We start from the raw sequence: 14,805 nt of genomic DNA on the forward strand, positions 1-14,805 counted from the left end.
AATTGCATGAAAAATTCAGTAGAATCAGCAAAGAATTCTAATGAAATTCTTGGGTTCAAAGATCTATTTATCAATTTGAAGAAGGATTTGAGATTTTCACGACTTGGGAAGCCTTTTAAGACTTTAGAAAATAACTATTTTTTTGACTCTGGCACTGGAAAAGTACTTATGGTCAATGAAAACACCTATCTAATATTTGAATGCCTATGGAATACGGATGAATTTGATAGATTGTTAGAATTAGAGATGTCTTCTGAAAATTTGTTGAATGGTTTAAATGAGATAAGAGAAACAGTAAAGAGTGAGAATATACTACAGATGCCACCGATTAAGAAGATGTTAAGTCTTGATGATGCACCGAGTAATCAGACTAAATCAATTTCATTAGAGATGACAGAACGTTGTAATTTAAGGTGTAAATATTGCATTTATCATGAAGGGGAAAGTGGATTCCGCACATTTGGAACTAAAGATATTGATTTAGATACTGCGAAGAAGGCAGTAGATATATTGTCAAGATCAACACAAAAAGATGTTTATATCACTTTTTGCGGTGGGGAACCGTTGCTTAGATTCGATATAATAAAGGATACAATAGAGTATTGCAGAATAAAGCTTCACAATAAAAAAGTATTTTACAGTATGACGACGAATGGAACGCTGATTACTGAGCAAATAGCTAACTATTGGTCGTCTTTAGAGCATCATATTACAACAATTAGCTTAGACGGGCCGGAATTGATACATAATCAAAATAGGGTCTTTTGTGATGGAAACGGATCATTTCAAATGATCATGAGAGGTTTGAAAAGGTTAGTGGAAGCTGAGGGTGCAAAAGCTGCAGACAATATTAACTATAACATAGTTTTAGCAGATACAAGTGTAGAGACGTTGGAAGAAATACAACATTTCTTTGGGAATTCGGAGCTTATACCAGCAGGGTCAAGCATATCAACATCTTATCTTAATACCCCTCCTGAAAAGTTGAGTTACTTAGGAGTTGGTACAGAGGGAGATAGGCAACTAAGTGAGACGAAAAGGCAGAAAATAGACCCTCTAATAAAATGGAGTATAGGAAAATTAAACTCTGGAATCAGTGATATAGAAAAACAAAAACTAATATCAAAAGAATCTTATAATAACGCTCTAGCTAGTGTACACAATAGAATGCTCTTAGACGAACCTGTTCAACAATTCTCTATGAATGGATGCTGTGCACCGGGAGTGGGGAAATTATATATTACAGTAAATGGTGAACTTGCATTATGTGAACGTATGGGTCCAGCCCCTTTTATTGGGACAGTAGATGAAGGCTTAGACTATGAAAAAATTAATAAACACTATATTACTGACTTTAAGGGAGAAGCAACGAAATATTGTAATGACTGTTGGGCTGTTAATATGTGTAATCTATGCTATACGCAATGTTATGATCGTGATGGTATTAATATGTCATACAGGCATGAACGATGTTTGGAACACAGAGTCAAGTCAGAGCAGAGATTGGTATTATACCATGAGATATTAGAAAAGAATCCCGAGTCATTAGTGTATCTAAATGAAATATATTTTGGATAAGACTGTTACCTAGTTATTAGAGGAAGTGATCTTCCTTTAATATATACGAATTCACGTGGATTAGTGGTGAATATAGTAACATGCGAATGTGCAAAGCTACCACGTGAAATCGACATGATTACCACAATTATGTAGAGGAGAATGATGCATGAAGATCGTTAATCCATTCGGAAAAATAGGGAATGATATTACGCCGTTATCGGGTTGTGGCTGCAGTACTGGTAGTTCGGATACTAAAAGTACTTTTGCTTGTCTTGGAAGTTGCAGTTGCCAATGTGACAGTGGTGAGGCCAACAAAAGTGCTAATAACACCATAGGGAGTAATAAGCACTTTTGGTAAATTATATTTAAAAGCCACATGGTATATTAGTTAGTCTGATTTGACTTTCTCGTAAAGTGGAGTTGTGATAAATTGGAATTTCATTATGAAGCCATTGAATCTTGCACATTCGCATGTGATCATGCTTCAGAGCTTTATGGGAAAGTTGAATTAGAGGTGGTCAGTTTATATAAGTTGAAACTAACATTTATGTTACTTATAGCTTTACTCTTGCGCGGATTACTAGGTTGTAAAATCTTTTCAGCGGCACACACCGCAAAGTTGAAGGTGATGTACAACGAAAAAACAAGAATTATTGCTCTTTACGGTGATATGTTCCATGCCCAGAAGGGTTCGATTAAGATTAAAGTTGTTAATTCAAAAAATGAAACTTGAGAAGAATGCTCCGAATTATGTGAAAGCTCTCCCACAGTCTATCGAACAAGAATAACTGGATGTTTCTCAGTTGGTTATTTATGAATAAAATCAGTTATTAGCAATAGGGTTCTTGTTAGATCTTGAACCGCTAGTGGTGCGGGATCACTATAAAATCGATACGATTTATTATCAATCACCAGCATTTTGAGGGAGCAAGGTGTGGAAGATGTATGGTTTTTCGCTTAAATTCCAGCGAAAGTAATCTAATACAATCTGTAACTCTAGGTAATATATTCGCTATTAATATAGCATCTGCCAATCAGGATGCCGCATAGGAATTTATTAAATATGTGTGCGATGAAGATTATGTTCGGCGTTATTCCCAATCTAATGAATTATTGTTAGGCCAGCAACTGTTATTAAGTCAATCAGGATATTTGACTGACTATGAAGGAACCCATTAAGAGCAGTTCTATCAATTAAGATCAAAATTGCTAACACGTAGTGACGATTGGTACAAGCTATCTGATCAATTCTTCAACGAGTCGGGAATTAGAATTTGAGGAAAAAGGATAATATCCCTTGATGAACAATAGACAGCAAGGTCCGAAGCGCATGTAGTGCTTGATCAAGCTGTAAATGAAATTAATGAAATTAATGGAGTCAACTAAGTGGTAAGCTAGTTTTTTAATCAATCTAGCCCATTAAATTTTAGTTGTATCCTGTGTAAGATGGAGGGAAGTAGCACAATGAAAGACTATAAAAAAGATTTTGTGCTATTTTTTAATACAATAAAAAAGTTGAATATACCTAAAAGATCAATATTGTTAATATTATCTCTCATGATAATGTCGAATGTTTTATCATTAGCATTCCCTCTATTCTTTGGGAACATAATTAATGGTATAGTCAGTAAATCATTTTATTCAATAAAAATGAATTTGCTTTATATGTTCTTATGTTATGTAGTTTCTGCTGTACTAGATTACAAAAATCAAAAAATGATTATTAAGCTTAGTTATTCAGTCGAGCTCAATATTAAAGAAGATTTGTTTAACTCAATTTTAAGAATGCCTTATTCTAGGGTTTATAAAATTGACAAAGGGAGATTAGTCAATAACATTGAAAGTGATTCGACAATTTTTTCCTCAATTCTTTTTGATAATATGAACTTAGTAGTCCAAACTATAAGTATGTTAATTTCTTTAATATTTATGTTATATATAAGTCCAATATTAACACTTGTAACCATAGTAACATTCCCAATTACATTCGTGATATATATATATTCAGGGAGAATGATCAAATCAAAAGAGATTGAATATACAAAAATGCATGATTCTTTTATGTCTTTTTTATATGAATCCTTATCAGGATTGAAATCAATAAAAATTTTTAAGATTGAAAATAAGTGGAATGAGATGTTTAGAAAGAATGTTATGGATATTAATGAAAAAAATATAGAAAAGTTTAATGTTCAATTAGTAACCCAAGTTATCATTGGTGCTGTAACGTTTTTGATAAACAATTTGAATATAATTTTAGCAATATATTTGATATTTAACGGAAGGCTTAGTTTGGGAATGATGACAGCTTTCAATGAATATTCTGACAGATTTAAAGGAGTCCTATTACTACTCTCAAAACTTAACTCTAAAATACAGCAGGTATCTGTTTCGTTACGTAGGGTAGGTGAGATAGTAGGAAATGAAAGTATACAAATAATTGAAAATGTCAATGACAAAGAAAGATATAACAAGATTGAAAAAATAGAAATTAAAAATCTAAGTCACACCACACAAAGCAGCATAGAAGTTTTCAAAGATTTAAACATTAATTTTCATAAAAATAATATATATCTTATAAAAGGTGCAAGTGGTTCGGGAAAAACATCCTTATTAAATATATTATCAAAATTAATAGACGATTATACTGGGGAAATATTAATAAATGGTATAGAATTAAAATGTTATGGTGAAGAAAACCTGAGAAATAAAGTGAGCTATGTCACACAAGACCACTACATATTTTCAATTTCAATACGAGAAAATATATCCTTATACAGAGAAGTGCCGTTGGAAGATATAGTGAGTATATGCAAACGCCTAAATTTACATGAATTAATCATAAGTTTGCCAAATCAATACGACACTGTGTTTAATAATGAGGGTTTAAACTTCTCTGGAGGACAAATACAGCGGGTATGCCTTGCGAGAGCAATAGTAAGTAACCCCGATGTATATTTATTTGATGAAGTTACTTCAGCTATTGATCAAAAAAATATTGAAGACGTATTAAGAATAATTGAAGAAATTTCGGCAAATGCTATTGTGTTATTGGCTACTCATGAAAGTTTTAAGTTTAATGTTCCAATTAATGAATGTAGTGTAATGAATAAGAGAATAGAAACTAATGAATTACATTTACTACAGAAAGTTTAAAACTAACTCAACTTTCGCAGTTTGTATGACGATAGTATTCATTATATTCATAACAATATTTTGATTTAATATAATACGTATTTTATGCATATATCTAGCCGATTTTTGTTTTACTTCTGTTTTTAAAGCTAAAGAGTTCTTAAGCTGCTTATATGTATAAGTTTCCATTATATATTTTTGCACTACTGATATTGTTAGACCTATATGCTATTGCTACCTCTAATAAGCTATAGATTATTTAACCGCTTCTAGATCAGCTCAAGTAAAAGAGTATCTCCCCCCATTCCTACCAGAGATGGTTGTCTTTGCAGTTTCATTTTATGACACTCTAAACATCACTGGTGAAGAATGGTAGCCATCATATTGAACCGAGGATATTATTAGTCGCAATGTAACAAACATGGAGAATTTGCTTTTCCATTTAAGTCTTATAGATCATTTAGTTATTATTAATAATAGTAAAACAGATGGTGAAATTATTCTCGAAGCAGATAAATACGGAATAAGAAATTATGTTAATGAATTACCAGAATGGTCTCATATTATTGAGCAACAATTGAATAGAAAGGGATAAGTAAACCAACTAGCATCGTAACCGATCTTGTTGGTTTATTTTTTTTACATCATATCGTGTCCACAACCTCAAAAAATTCGATAATACTGGGGAGGACATGGAGGATCTGATCTCCATCGGCACGATCGGCCTGATTAAAGCCATCGAGAGCTATCGTCCAAACAAAGGCACAAAACTGGCCACTTTTGCTGCCCGTTGTATTGAAAATGAAATCCTGATGCACCTAAGATCCTTGAAGAAGACTCGTAAAGATGTATCTTTGCACGATCCAATTGGGACAGACAAGGAAGGTAACGAGATCACTTTGATCGATATCCTTGGCTCCGAAGCCGATGATGTCATTAAAGAAGTCGATCTGAAGATCGAGAAGAGCAAGATTTATCGTAACCTTGATATTCTGGATGACCGGGAAAAAGAATTTGTCGTTGGGCGATTTGGACTTGATACAGGTGGGGAAGAGCGGACGCAGCGGGAGATTGCTAAGGAGCTGGGGATTTCGCGGAGTTATGTTTCACGGATCGAGAAAAGGGCACTCATGAAGCTGTATCATGAGTTTTATAAGGCGAAGCGGTAAGACTGATGACAATTACACAGTAATAATCCATTAATAATAAAACTTGAAAAGCGACTTGTCTACGGATGAGTCGTTTTTTGTGTGGATAGGGTTCGCCCTACTTATGATACGGTTCATCGCACTATCTGTAACGGCAAGTTATAAGGCCATCCCTTTCGGGATGGCCCTTCCTGTAAACGTGGTTACTCGAGTACTCTGTCATTTTTAATTGAATTTCTTTTAATTAATAGTTCCTAGTAATCTGGAAACAATTGCTGCAAACTCTGCTCTAGTAATATCTTTTTCAGGCTTAAATGTACTGTCTGCGTATCCTGTAATAATATTATTGGATGCGAGTGCATCAATGGAATCATAATACCATGCATTTCTTGTAACATCTTTGAATGATGTGTTTCCAGTACCTGTTAGCTTAAAGGCTCGAGTGATTAGTGCCGCTAATTCACCACGACTAATCTTCTCATCTGGACGGAATCTTCCGTCACTATATCCGTTCATCAAGCCTGATCCAGCAGCTGCACCAATAAACTTATTCGCCCAATGAGTTGGAGATACATCTATAAAGTTACTTTCTTGTCCTTCAAGTCCCATGTAAGTTGCAATTACTTTAATTGCTTCGGCACGAGTCAAACCTGAATTTGGACGGAATGTTCCATCGGAATAACCGGTCAATAATCCCTTAGCAATTAGTGCGTCAATGCTTGCTTTTGCCCAATGATTCATTGTATCTACAAAACTAACAACTTTCGGCTTATCTGCTGGTGTTATTGTTTCTGCAGGTGCCGTTGTTTCTATAGGCGTTGTTACTGCTGGAGGTGTACCTCCTCCAGTATTTGGATTGGTTGGTCCATTATCTGTGTTTGGATTAGGATTAGTAGAGTTTGAAACATATTGAAGTGCTGGAGCAAATGTTGTAAGTAGTCTAGCTTGACTTTGTTGCTCAAGAGCGTAGCCCATGCCTAAAATTTTTGCATCGTCCCATGCTCTACCAACCAGTTGCATAGAAATAGAATATCCGCTGTCATTCGTTCCTACAGGAACAACTACCGTAGGGAGACCCACATTAGAGGTTAATACGCCCGTGTTACGGTCAGAACTTAATTGAGAAGCTGATGCGTCATTGTTATATACGTCACTAATAAAACCTGCATAAACAACAGCATCAACGCTATTCGCGTCCATCCAGTTTTTAATAACTTCCTTATAGTCGGTTCTATACTTAATGTAATCTTGTACAGCTTGTTCAGTCATACGAGTTGGAGTACTATATCCTCTTTGATTATAGATAAGCACCTTATCTGAAGCTAGTACACTTGCTCCATCAATATAAGGGAAGTCCTTATGAAGCTCAATATAACGTGCCCAACCTTCAGTAGATCCATTAATACCTGAAGGACGACTAGGGCCTGATGGTACAGCTGACATTTCAACCATTGTCGCCCCCGCTGCTTGAAGCTCTGAGAACTTATCCATCACTGCCCGTCCAGTATCATCATCAGCATATGCAGATACAAAGGATGCAGGAATATATCCAATTTTCTTTCCTTTCAATGCATAAGCATCCAGAGATTCCTTCCAATCCACTGGACGCTTATGATCTGCATCAGCAGTGACTGTAAAAATATCTTGTGGGTCCGTACCCGTTGTAGTATTCAATATAATGGCTAGGTCAGTTACTGTTTTAGCAATGGGACCTGCATAATCTTGTCCCCAAGTGAGTGGAAGTACTCCTGTAGTACTTGCCATACCGTCTGTACCCCGGAAGCTTTTTAAGCTAGCGCCTGTAGTTGGTGCATAGAGAGATACCCCTGTTTGCGATCCCATTGCTGCTGCTGCAAAATCAGCTGCAACAGATACTGCAGACCCGCCGCTTGAGCCAAAAGATGTTTTTGATGGATAGAGTGCATTCCATGTTTGCTGCCAGCCGCTCTCACTAAAGCTTCCGCTGTTAGCAAACTCAGAAGTATTTACTTTACCAATAATTACAGCTCCAGCTTCCCGCAGCTTTTTCACTTGGAATGCATCGGAATCAGGCTGCCAGCCTTCAAGAGCTTTACTGCCACCTGTAGTAGGCATATCCTTTGTGTCATAAATATCTTTTATCGCAATTGGAATACCCAATAAATCACCTTTTACACCTTGTGCACGGGCATCGTCAGCAGCTTTTGCTTGATTAAGCGCAGTTTCAGATACATGCAGGAATGCATGGAATCCCAATTGTCCCTCATCGTATACCTTAATTCTATCTAAATAGGCTTGAGTAATTTGTACAGAAGTAGTTTTACCATTAATCATATCCTTCTGCATTTCTGCAATTGATTTATTCTTAACATCATACGGCGATGAAGTTATTAATTCTTTGGCCGCAGGAGCATTTGGAATATCCAGATGATCTCCAGTATCAAGTCCCTCTATAGCAGATATATCCCAGTTGCTAATTGAACGAATTTGTGCGTTTGTTAATCCTGTTACATCCAGCAGACTATTAAGTCCATCTAGCATAGCAACCAGATTTTTCAACCCTTCTTCACCAGCTTCTCCAACTTGTACATAATTTACTAGGGACTTCGATTCGCCCGGCCCAATATTTAGTGAATTAATGAACCCATAGAAATTCGCTTCATTTCCATACTCAGCTAAGGGTACTGTGAATGGATCCTGTTGCTGATTCCCTAGACCTGTTAATCCATTATCAAACGGTTTTGGAGATCCCACTGCAACGCCTAGCGGCTTATTGTTTCTGGCACTGCTATCTACAACAATCCATGAATCATCTGTAGTTACCTTTAGATCGCCTGAGTAGGTTGCCTTAACTACTGAAGCATTTGTTGTTGTACCATATCCTAAAGAGCCACCGAATGATACATCAACTTTTATAGCGACATCATTTTTATTAGTGAATGTATCAAAGAATCTCGTTCGATTATGAATAGTATCCACATACACCTCACGTGTTACAGTTACATTTCCTAGATTTACAGATTGAGCCGAAGTAAACTTATTAACGCCATCGTATTTCAAGTCAAAACCACGCATCATTTGACCATTCATCAGTGGAGCTGAAGGCGAGGACACTTTAACAAAGATATTGCCGAAACCTTGTACTTGTGTAGCACCAACTGTACGTAAACTTCCTGTGTCTAAGCTAGGAGCAAAAACATCGTGAATCTCCCATACTGTGCCACTTTCTGAAGTAACTCTAGTTAAAGCATCAGCTGTTTGGAACGGAATTACACTCGTAGCAATAACAGATAACACAATTGAAGTAGCTATAAATTGCTTTTTACTCCAATTTTTTTTTGCTGGTGAATATTCAGATCGGGTGGAACCAGAATGATCTCTTTTAGTTTCACGTAGACGTTTGAACTTATTCATGTGCGTAATCTCCTTTTCCTTTATGTATTTTATTATTTAATGTTAGGAAATATAAAACTTGTATTTGTTTCAGTCAATAAATATTATGAATTTAATATATTTTGAGTTTATAAAAAGGAGAAAAAGGCTTTTTTAATTATTGCGTGTAATGTATATGTAAACTATTTTATTAAATATATAACGTTGTATGATATGTTTTAGGATTGTAGGATATTGAGTATCATCATCCGGCTGCATCATCAAAAACCTTGAATTTCACGAAATCAAAAAGAAGAGGAACAGCTAATAATTAACGGAGAATATTATGTTTTTCATTTCATGAAAGTGGAAGATTTCTATATGGGAGAATGGCATAAAGCAGAATCACTGATGATTCCAGATGCACTAGCCTGCAAGATCGATAATGGGCATCCTGAAAAGAGTAAAGTATCTGCTGGGAAAGAAGCCATAAGAATGGCCAGGTAGTATATCTGGAATAAGTGGGATTTCATTGTGGAAACCACTTTAGCGGGTGGTAACGTTATAAGGCAGATAGATGAGGGATACAAAGGAATAAGGCTTTGAAATTATTGTGTTTTATGTGGGACTAGCAGATGTTCGGCTAAATATTGAATGTATTGCTCTACGTGTGAAAAACGGTGGCTATCATATTGAAACCGAGGATATTGTTAGACGCAATTTAACAAGTATGAATAATCTCACTTAGAGTTGATTGATCAATTAATTGTTATTGATAATAGTAAAGCTGATGGCGAGTTTATTCTTGAAGCAGTTAAAAGCGGGATAAAGTGTTATTTAAATGGGTTACCCGGATGTACACAAGAAATCAATCGGAAACTACAAATTAAATATAATATGCAAAAGTAAACCAATTCGAATCAGAATCGATCGTAATTGGTTTATTTTTTTTGACATCACATCGTGTCCATAACCTCAAAAAATTCGATAATACTGGGGAAGATATGGAGGATCTGATCTCCATCGGCACCATCGGCCTGATTAAAGCTATCGAAAGTTATCGCCCGAACAAAGGGACAAAGCTAGCCACTTTTGCTGCCCGTTGTATCGAAAACGAGATTCTGATGCACCTGCGTTCGCTCAAGAAAACACGTAAAGATGTATTTCTGCACGATCCGATTGGAACGGACAAAGAGGGTAACGAAATCACGCTCATAGATATCCTTGGCTCCGAAATTATTTTTAGGTCTACCATAGTTTCGTGTAAGTAAACTCATTCCAAATGAAGCGAACGATTCAATATTTCTGAAGGTGACTCCCATGATCGTGCTTCCAAGTTGCCCCTACTGCGGGAAAAATGCGCTAAATCCATAACCACGGCAACCGGATTAAGCAGACCCATCGCAGGATGATTCTCATAATAAGCAAGTAATTCTTTCGATGTCCTGCCTAGAATGATGTCCAGCAAAGAGTCACCACGCAAATCATGCAACCCCGTATTGCAGGTATGACCTTCAAGGATAGCAAAATCATCAATACCTAACACCCCTCCAAGTTTCACTCGTTCCTCATGATAACATCGTTTTTTTTTGAGTGTCTACTTGAAAGGCACACTACCACTTGTCGATTTTTTTATAAGATTAATATATAAAACAAGTCGAATACGTATATCCCCAAAGTGCTTTGATTTGCTGGTTGAAAACAAAAAAACGCTATTCAGATTCTTGATCAGTTTATAGAAGCGCTCTGTAAATAAGTTTCAGTATATTCTGGTACTGATAGCGTTTGTTGGTTGAGCTTTCTCTTGAACTCCCCAGGTGGCATTCCCATTTCTGCTGAAAAAACAGTGGTAAAATAGTGAACTGTTTTAAAACCTGACATTTCTGAAATTTCTTTGAGGGTAAGGTCGGTATCTGAGAGGAGGATGCTGGCTTTTCTCATTCTCTCTCTTTTAATATAATTTGAAAACGATTGGCCTAATTCATCCTGGAAAATACGTGATAAGTGTCTTTCTGAAATGTGAATAAAATCCGCTACATCGCTCATTTTCAATGATTGAGATAGGTTGTCATGGATGTATAGCTTCGCTTGATATACTAAGGACGAATAAATACGAATTTCTTTATTCTTTTTGTATTTAATTTGTTGTTCATTAAATAAACCAACAATACTTGAATAGAAAGAAGAACATAAGCCTTGAAAGCAGTCGTTGAACAATAGGTAAAAATCACAGGCCATAACGAGGATCGAAGTCCATAGTTTTACAACGGGAGATTGGCTAGCATTATTAATAATGAATTTTTTCGTTTTTTCTAGATTAGTGAAAAGTTCTATTAATTTCTTTGTTGATTTTGTTTTTATAATTTCAAATCCAACAAAAATAATTTCCAATCCAGTTTCGCTTAAAATTTGGTGTTTAACGAAGGGGCGGGAAAGGAAAAGGGACCCATTCGTTATATGAAATGAATGTCCATCATCCATATACTCACCTTCACCGTTGACAATATAACACAGTTCAAAATAAGAATGTTGATGTGGCTTGTTATTGTAATGATCGGGTTGAGCACCCCAATAGTGAATTAGAATGGAAACATCACTTCCATTGACTTGAATAGATTCCTGATTAAGAGCAATTGAACCATCTATAAACAAATCAGTCCATTCCATGGCTGTCTTCCCCTTTCAAAATAATGATGAACCACATTAATGTTCCCGCTTTGATAGTAGCATATTTCTCCACGAGTGTATCACGAATGTCTCGATTTTATAAAAATATGACTGGTTTCTCAAAAGATTAAGGAGAGAACAAGATTTATACTAAAATTAAATATTGAATGATCCAATATAAAAAGGGTATTTTGCCAAAAAGGGATGTGAAGAGTTGTAATGAATAAATATTCGATCGCATTTGATGTCGGAGGATTGTTTATAAAATCAGCTGTTTTAAACGACGATGGGGAAATAGTTCCTAACTCGTATGCCATCTTCCCCTCGAAATCAAAAGAGACTAAAGAAGGTATCATTGAACATTTGGTGTTCATCATTAAGCAGCAAACAAATGGAATTTTGGATAAAGACTTCGAAATAACTGGAGTTGGCTATGCATTTCCAGGTCCATTTGATTATGAAAGCGGGATAAGTTACATCAAAGGTATCGATAAATTTGAAGAGATATACGAAGTGAACCTTCGTGATCTATTAATAAATCGTCTTAAACAAGAAAGTTCTTTTCATTCAAAGACAAGTAATGAGTTTCAGATTGTTTTTGATAATGATGCTAGCCTGTTTGCTTTAGGAGAACATGTATCCGGCAAGGCTGGAGGTTACAACAAATCCATCTTTTTAACGATTGGTACGGGGGCAGGATCGGCATTTATGGAAAATGGAAAATTGGTAAAAGACAGACAAGATATACCGGAAAATGGATGGATCTATAATCAACCATTTAAGCAATCCATAGTCGATGACTATATTTCTAAAAGAGGTATCTTAAAACTGGCGAATGAATTAGGCCTTAGTACATCAGACAACGAAGTGGAAACATTAGCCGCTATGGGCAAAAATGAAGACCAGAGGGCACAGATGGCATTCCGAATGTTTGGAGAATATATAGGAAAAGCTTTAAATCCATATATAAAAAGTTTTAAACCAGATGCGATCATTCTTGGCGGTCAAATTACAAAAAGTAAAGATTTGTTTATGAATGGGGTTTATGAAACGCTTGAGAACAAAACGGTAAACATTGAATGTTCTGAAGAAACCTCACTGAGTACATTTAAAGGTGTAGCAAATCTATTAAAGCAATCTATTAGAAGGAAGGAATAAAATAATGGCTAATTTTAATATGTACCCAGAGATACTAGTATCCAATTCAAATGATCATGCTTGGCAAGATTACGGAAACATTAAGAATGAGCTTAATCGGGCAATAATCAGACTAGGAAAGCAAAAGACTATCGTTACCGTCGATTGTTATCCTGGCGTAAGAATGGAAGAACTAAAAGCTAATCTTGTTTCAGTAATGGAACCTGCCTATACAATTTTTGCAGATGATTTATATTATTCTAGCGATAAAGTAACGGATATGATTAAATTTCATCTAACAACGGATAGAGTATTTGGGAAGATATCGCTTCATAATTTTGGGGATTTTTTAGATGATGAACGTTTGGAAGAGGCTAGAAGTGCTATTAGTAACATTGATAGCGGTTTAATCATTATTTATGGTTCTGGTGCTACTCTTGTATGTGATCCTGATATTCTCATATATGCTGATTTGGCAAGGTGGGAAATCCAAAAAAGATATAGTAATAATGAAATTTCAAATTGGAGAGCAGACAACCATAATGAGGATGCGGTTAGAAAGATTAAAAGAGGCTATTTCTTTGAATGGCCAGTTGCGGACAGACATAAAAGGAAGTTGTTTGAAAAAATAGATTATCTATTAGATACGAACTGCAGCAATGAACCAAAGCTGGTAGAGGGGGCAACCTACTTAGCTGGATTAAAGCAAACAGTCAGCCAGCCTTTTAGAGTGATTCCTTACTTTGCCCCTGGAGTATGGGGAGGGCAATGGATGAAAGAAAAGCTTGGTCTTGATCCGTCAGTTGAAAACTATGCTTGGAGCTTTAATGGTGTACCAGAAGAAAATAGTCTTTTTTTAAGATACGGGGACGTAAAAATTGAAGTCCCAGCTATTAATGCTGTTTTTAGACATCCAGTTGATCTTTTGGGTGAAAAGGTATATGGACGTTTTGGCGCGGAGTTCCCGATTCGATTTAACTTTTTAGATACTTTTGGGGGCGGAAATCTTAGTTTACAGGTTCATCCATTGGTTGATTATGCGCAACAAACGTTTGGGGTGCATTATACGCAAGATGAAAGCTATTACATCGTTGATGCAAAAGAAGATGCTATCGTTTATTTGGGTGTCAAGGATGATATAAATTCCAATGAAATGATTCAAGATTTAAAACAATCATATGATGAAGGCAGTAAATTTGACGACCAAAAGTATATTAATCAATTTCCAGCTAAAAAGCATGACCATTTTTTAATACCAGCAGGTACTATTCATTCGCAGGGTAAAGATTCCTTGGTATTAGAAATAAGTGCAACACCCAATTACTTCACGTTTAAATTATGGGACTGGGGACGGTTGGGGATGGATGGGATACCAAGACCTGTCCATCTTGAACACGGAATCAATTCTATTCAATGGGAAAGAGACGAGAAGTGGGTCAGTGAAAATATAATCAATTGTCTAGAACAAATGGGTGAAGGCGATGGATGGATCGAAGAAAAGACAGGCTTACACGACAGGCAGTTTATTGAAACTAGAAGACATTGGTTCTCAGGACCAGTCATCCATAACACTGATGGCGGTGTCAATGTTCTCAATCTAATAGAGGGGGAGGAAGCTATAGTCGAAAGCCCTACAAATGCCTTTGAGCCATTTATAGTTCATTATGCTGAAACATTTATCATTCCTGCAATGGTTGGCAGCTATTCGATACGCCCCCATGGTAATAGCGTAGGAAAAGAAATGGGGACAATCAAGGCCTATGTTAGAACATAGCTGAATTTTCGAATAAAGCTAAAGAAAACGCTG

General features: G+C 36.0%; 10 protein-coding genes and 1 pseudogene. 8 read left to right on the top strand and 3 right to left on the bottom strand.

What is annotated here, in order from left to right; genetic code table 11:
- Positions 1-6: 6 nt before the first annotated feature.
- From MKX41_RS00100 to sigK, 4 genes are all read left to right on the top strand, one after another.
- Positions 7-1,578 carry a radical SAM protein gene (locus MKX41_RS00100; protein ID WP_340968012.1) on the top strand — a complete coding sequence of 524 codons (1,572 nt, stop codon included), beginning with the start codon at positions 7-9 and terminating at the stop codon, positions 1,576-1,578.
- A 412-nt stretch (positions 1,579-1,990) separates the two neighbouring features.
- Positions 1,991-2,293: a hypothetical protein gene (locus MKX41_RS00105; RefSeq protein ID WP_340968013.1), complete on the top strand. Its 303-nt coding sequence runs from the start codon at positions 1,991-1,993 to the stop codon at positions 2,291-2,293.
- A 731-nt stretch (positions 2,294-3,024) separates the two neighbouring features.
- Positions 3,025-4,716 (top strand): ABC transporter ATP-binding protein, encoded by a 1,692-nt coding sequence (locus tag MKX41_RS00110; RefSeq protein WP_340968015.1) that lies wholly within the window; start codon positions 3,025-3,027, stop codon positions 4,714-4,716.
- A 611-nt stretch (positions 4,717-5,327) separates the two neighbouring features.
- A complete protein-coding gene (gene sigK, locus MKX41_RS00115) occupies positions 5,328-5,864 on the top strand; it encodes an RNA polymerase sporulation sigma factor SigK (RefSeq protein WP_340974776.1) in 537 nt (178 codons plus the stop codon).
- Positions 5,865-6,083: 219 nt separating this feature from the next.
- On the opposite strand, the gene MKX41_RS00120 is transcribed toward sigK, so the two are convergent.
- The gene (locus tag MKX41_RS00120; protein ID WP_340968017.1) at positions 6,084-9,236 is read right to left on the bottom strand and encodes an amidase family protein; all 3,153 of its coding nucleotides are present in this window, start codon (positions 9,234-9,236) and stop codon (positions 6,084-6,086) included.
- A gap of 339 nt (positions 9,237-9,575) precedes the next feature.
- Here MKX41_RS00120 and MKX41_RS00125 point away from each other — a divergent pair, with 339 nt between their 5' ends.
- A complete protein-coding gene (locus tag MKX41_RS00125; protein WP_340968018.1) occupies positions 9,576-9,701 on the top strand; it encodes a hypothetical protein in 126 nt (41 codons plus the stop codon).
- Positions 9,702-10,162: 461 nt separating this feature from the next.
- Positions 10,163-10,429, top strand: a pseudogene (locus MKX41_RS00130) (sigma factor); the annotation flags it as partial.
- A gap of 38 nt (positions 10,430-10,467) precedes the next feature.
- Here the strand turns inward: MKX41_RS00130 and MKX41_RS00135 are convergent.
- Positions 10,468-10,755, bottom strand: coding sequence for a transposase (locus MKX41_RS00135; RefSeq protein WP_076298193.1), 288 nt, complete (start codon positions 10,753-10,755; stop codon positions 10,468-10,470).
- A gap of 167 nt (positions 10,756-10,922) precedes the next feature.
- Positions 10,923-11,861, bottom strand: a complete 939-nt coding sequence (locus tag MKX41_RS00140; RefSeq protein WP_076298192.1) for an AraC family transcriptional regulator — start codon at positions 11,859-11,861, stop codon at positions 10,923-10,925.
- A 219-nt stretch (positions 11,862-12,080) separates the two neighbouring features.
- On the opposite strand from MKX41_RS00140, the gene MKX41_RS00145 reads away from it, so the two are divergent.
- Positions 12,081-13,019, top strand: coding sequence for an ROK family protein (locus MKX41_RS00145; protein ID WP_076284379.1), 939 nt, complete (start codon positions 12,081-12,083; stop codon positions 13,017-13,019).
- 4 nt (positions 13,020-13,023) lie between these two features.
- Positions 13,024-14,772, top strand: coding sequence for a class I mannose-6-phosphate isomerase (locus MKX41_RS00150; RefSeq protein WP_340968022.1), 1,749 nt, complete (start codon positions 13,024-13,026; stop codon positions 14,770-14,772).
- Positions 14,773-14,805 lie beyond the last annotated feature (33 nt).

This window comes from Paenibacillus sp. FSL R5-0475 (genome assembly GCF_038004585.1).
Classification (GTDB): Bacteria; Bacillota; Bacilli; order Paenibacillales; family Paenibacillaceae; genus Paenibacillus_AQ.

Coding starts and splice junctions, on each gene's coding strand:
- MKX41_RS00140 (WP_076298192.1), bottom strand. CDS start 11,861: ATGGAATGGACTGATTTGTTTATAGATGGTTCAATTGCTCTTAATCAG.
- MKX41_RS00110 (WP_340968015.1), top strand. CDS start 3,025: ATGAAAGACTATAAAAAAGATTTTGTGCTATTTTTTAATACAATAAAA.
- MKX41_RS00150 (WP_340968022.1), top strand. CDS start 13,024: ATGGCTAATTTTAATATGTACCCAGAGATACTAGTATCCAATTCAAAT.
- MKX41_RS00145 (WP_076284379.1), top strand. CDS start 12,081: ATGAATAAATATTCGATCGCATTTGATGTCGGAGGATTGTTTATAAAA.
- MKX41_RS00125 (WP_340968018.1), top strand. CDS start 9,576: ATGGGAGAATGGCATAAAGCAGAATCACTGATGATTCCAGATGCACTA.
- MKX41_RS00100 (WP_340968012.1), top strand. CDS start 7: ATGAAAAATTCAGTAGAATCAGCAAAGAATTCTAATGAAATTCTTGGG.
- MKX41_RS00120 (WP_340968017.1), bottom strand. CDS start 9,236: ATGAATAAGTTCAAACGTCTACGTGAAACTAAAAGAGATCATTCTGGT.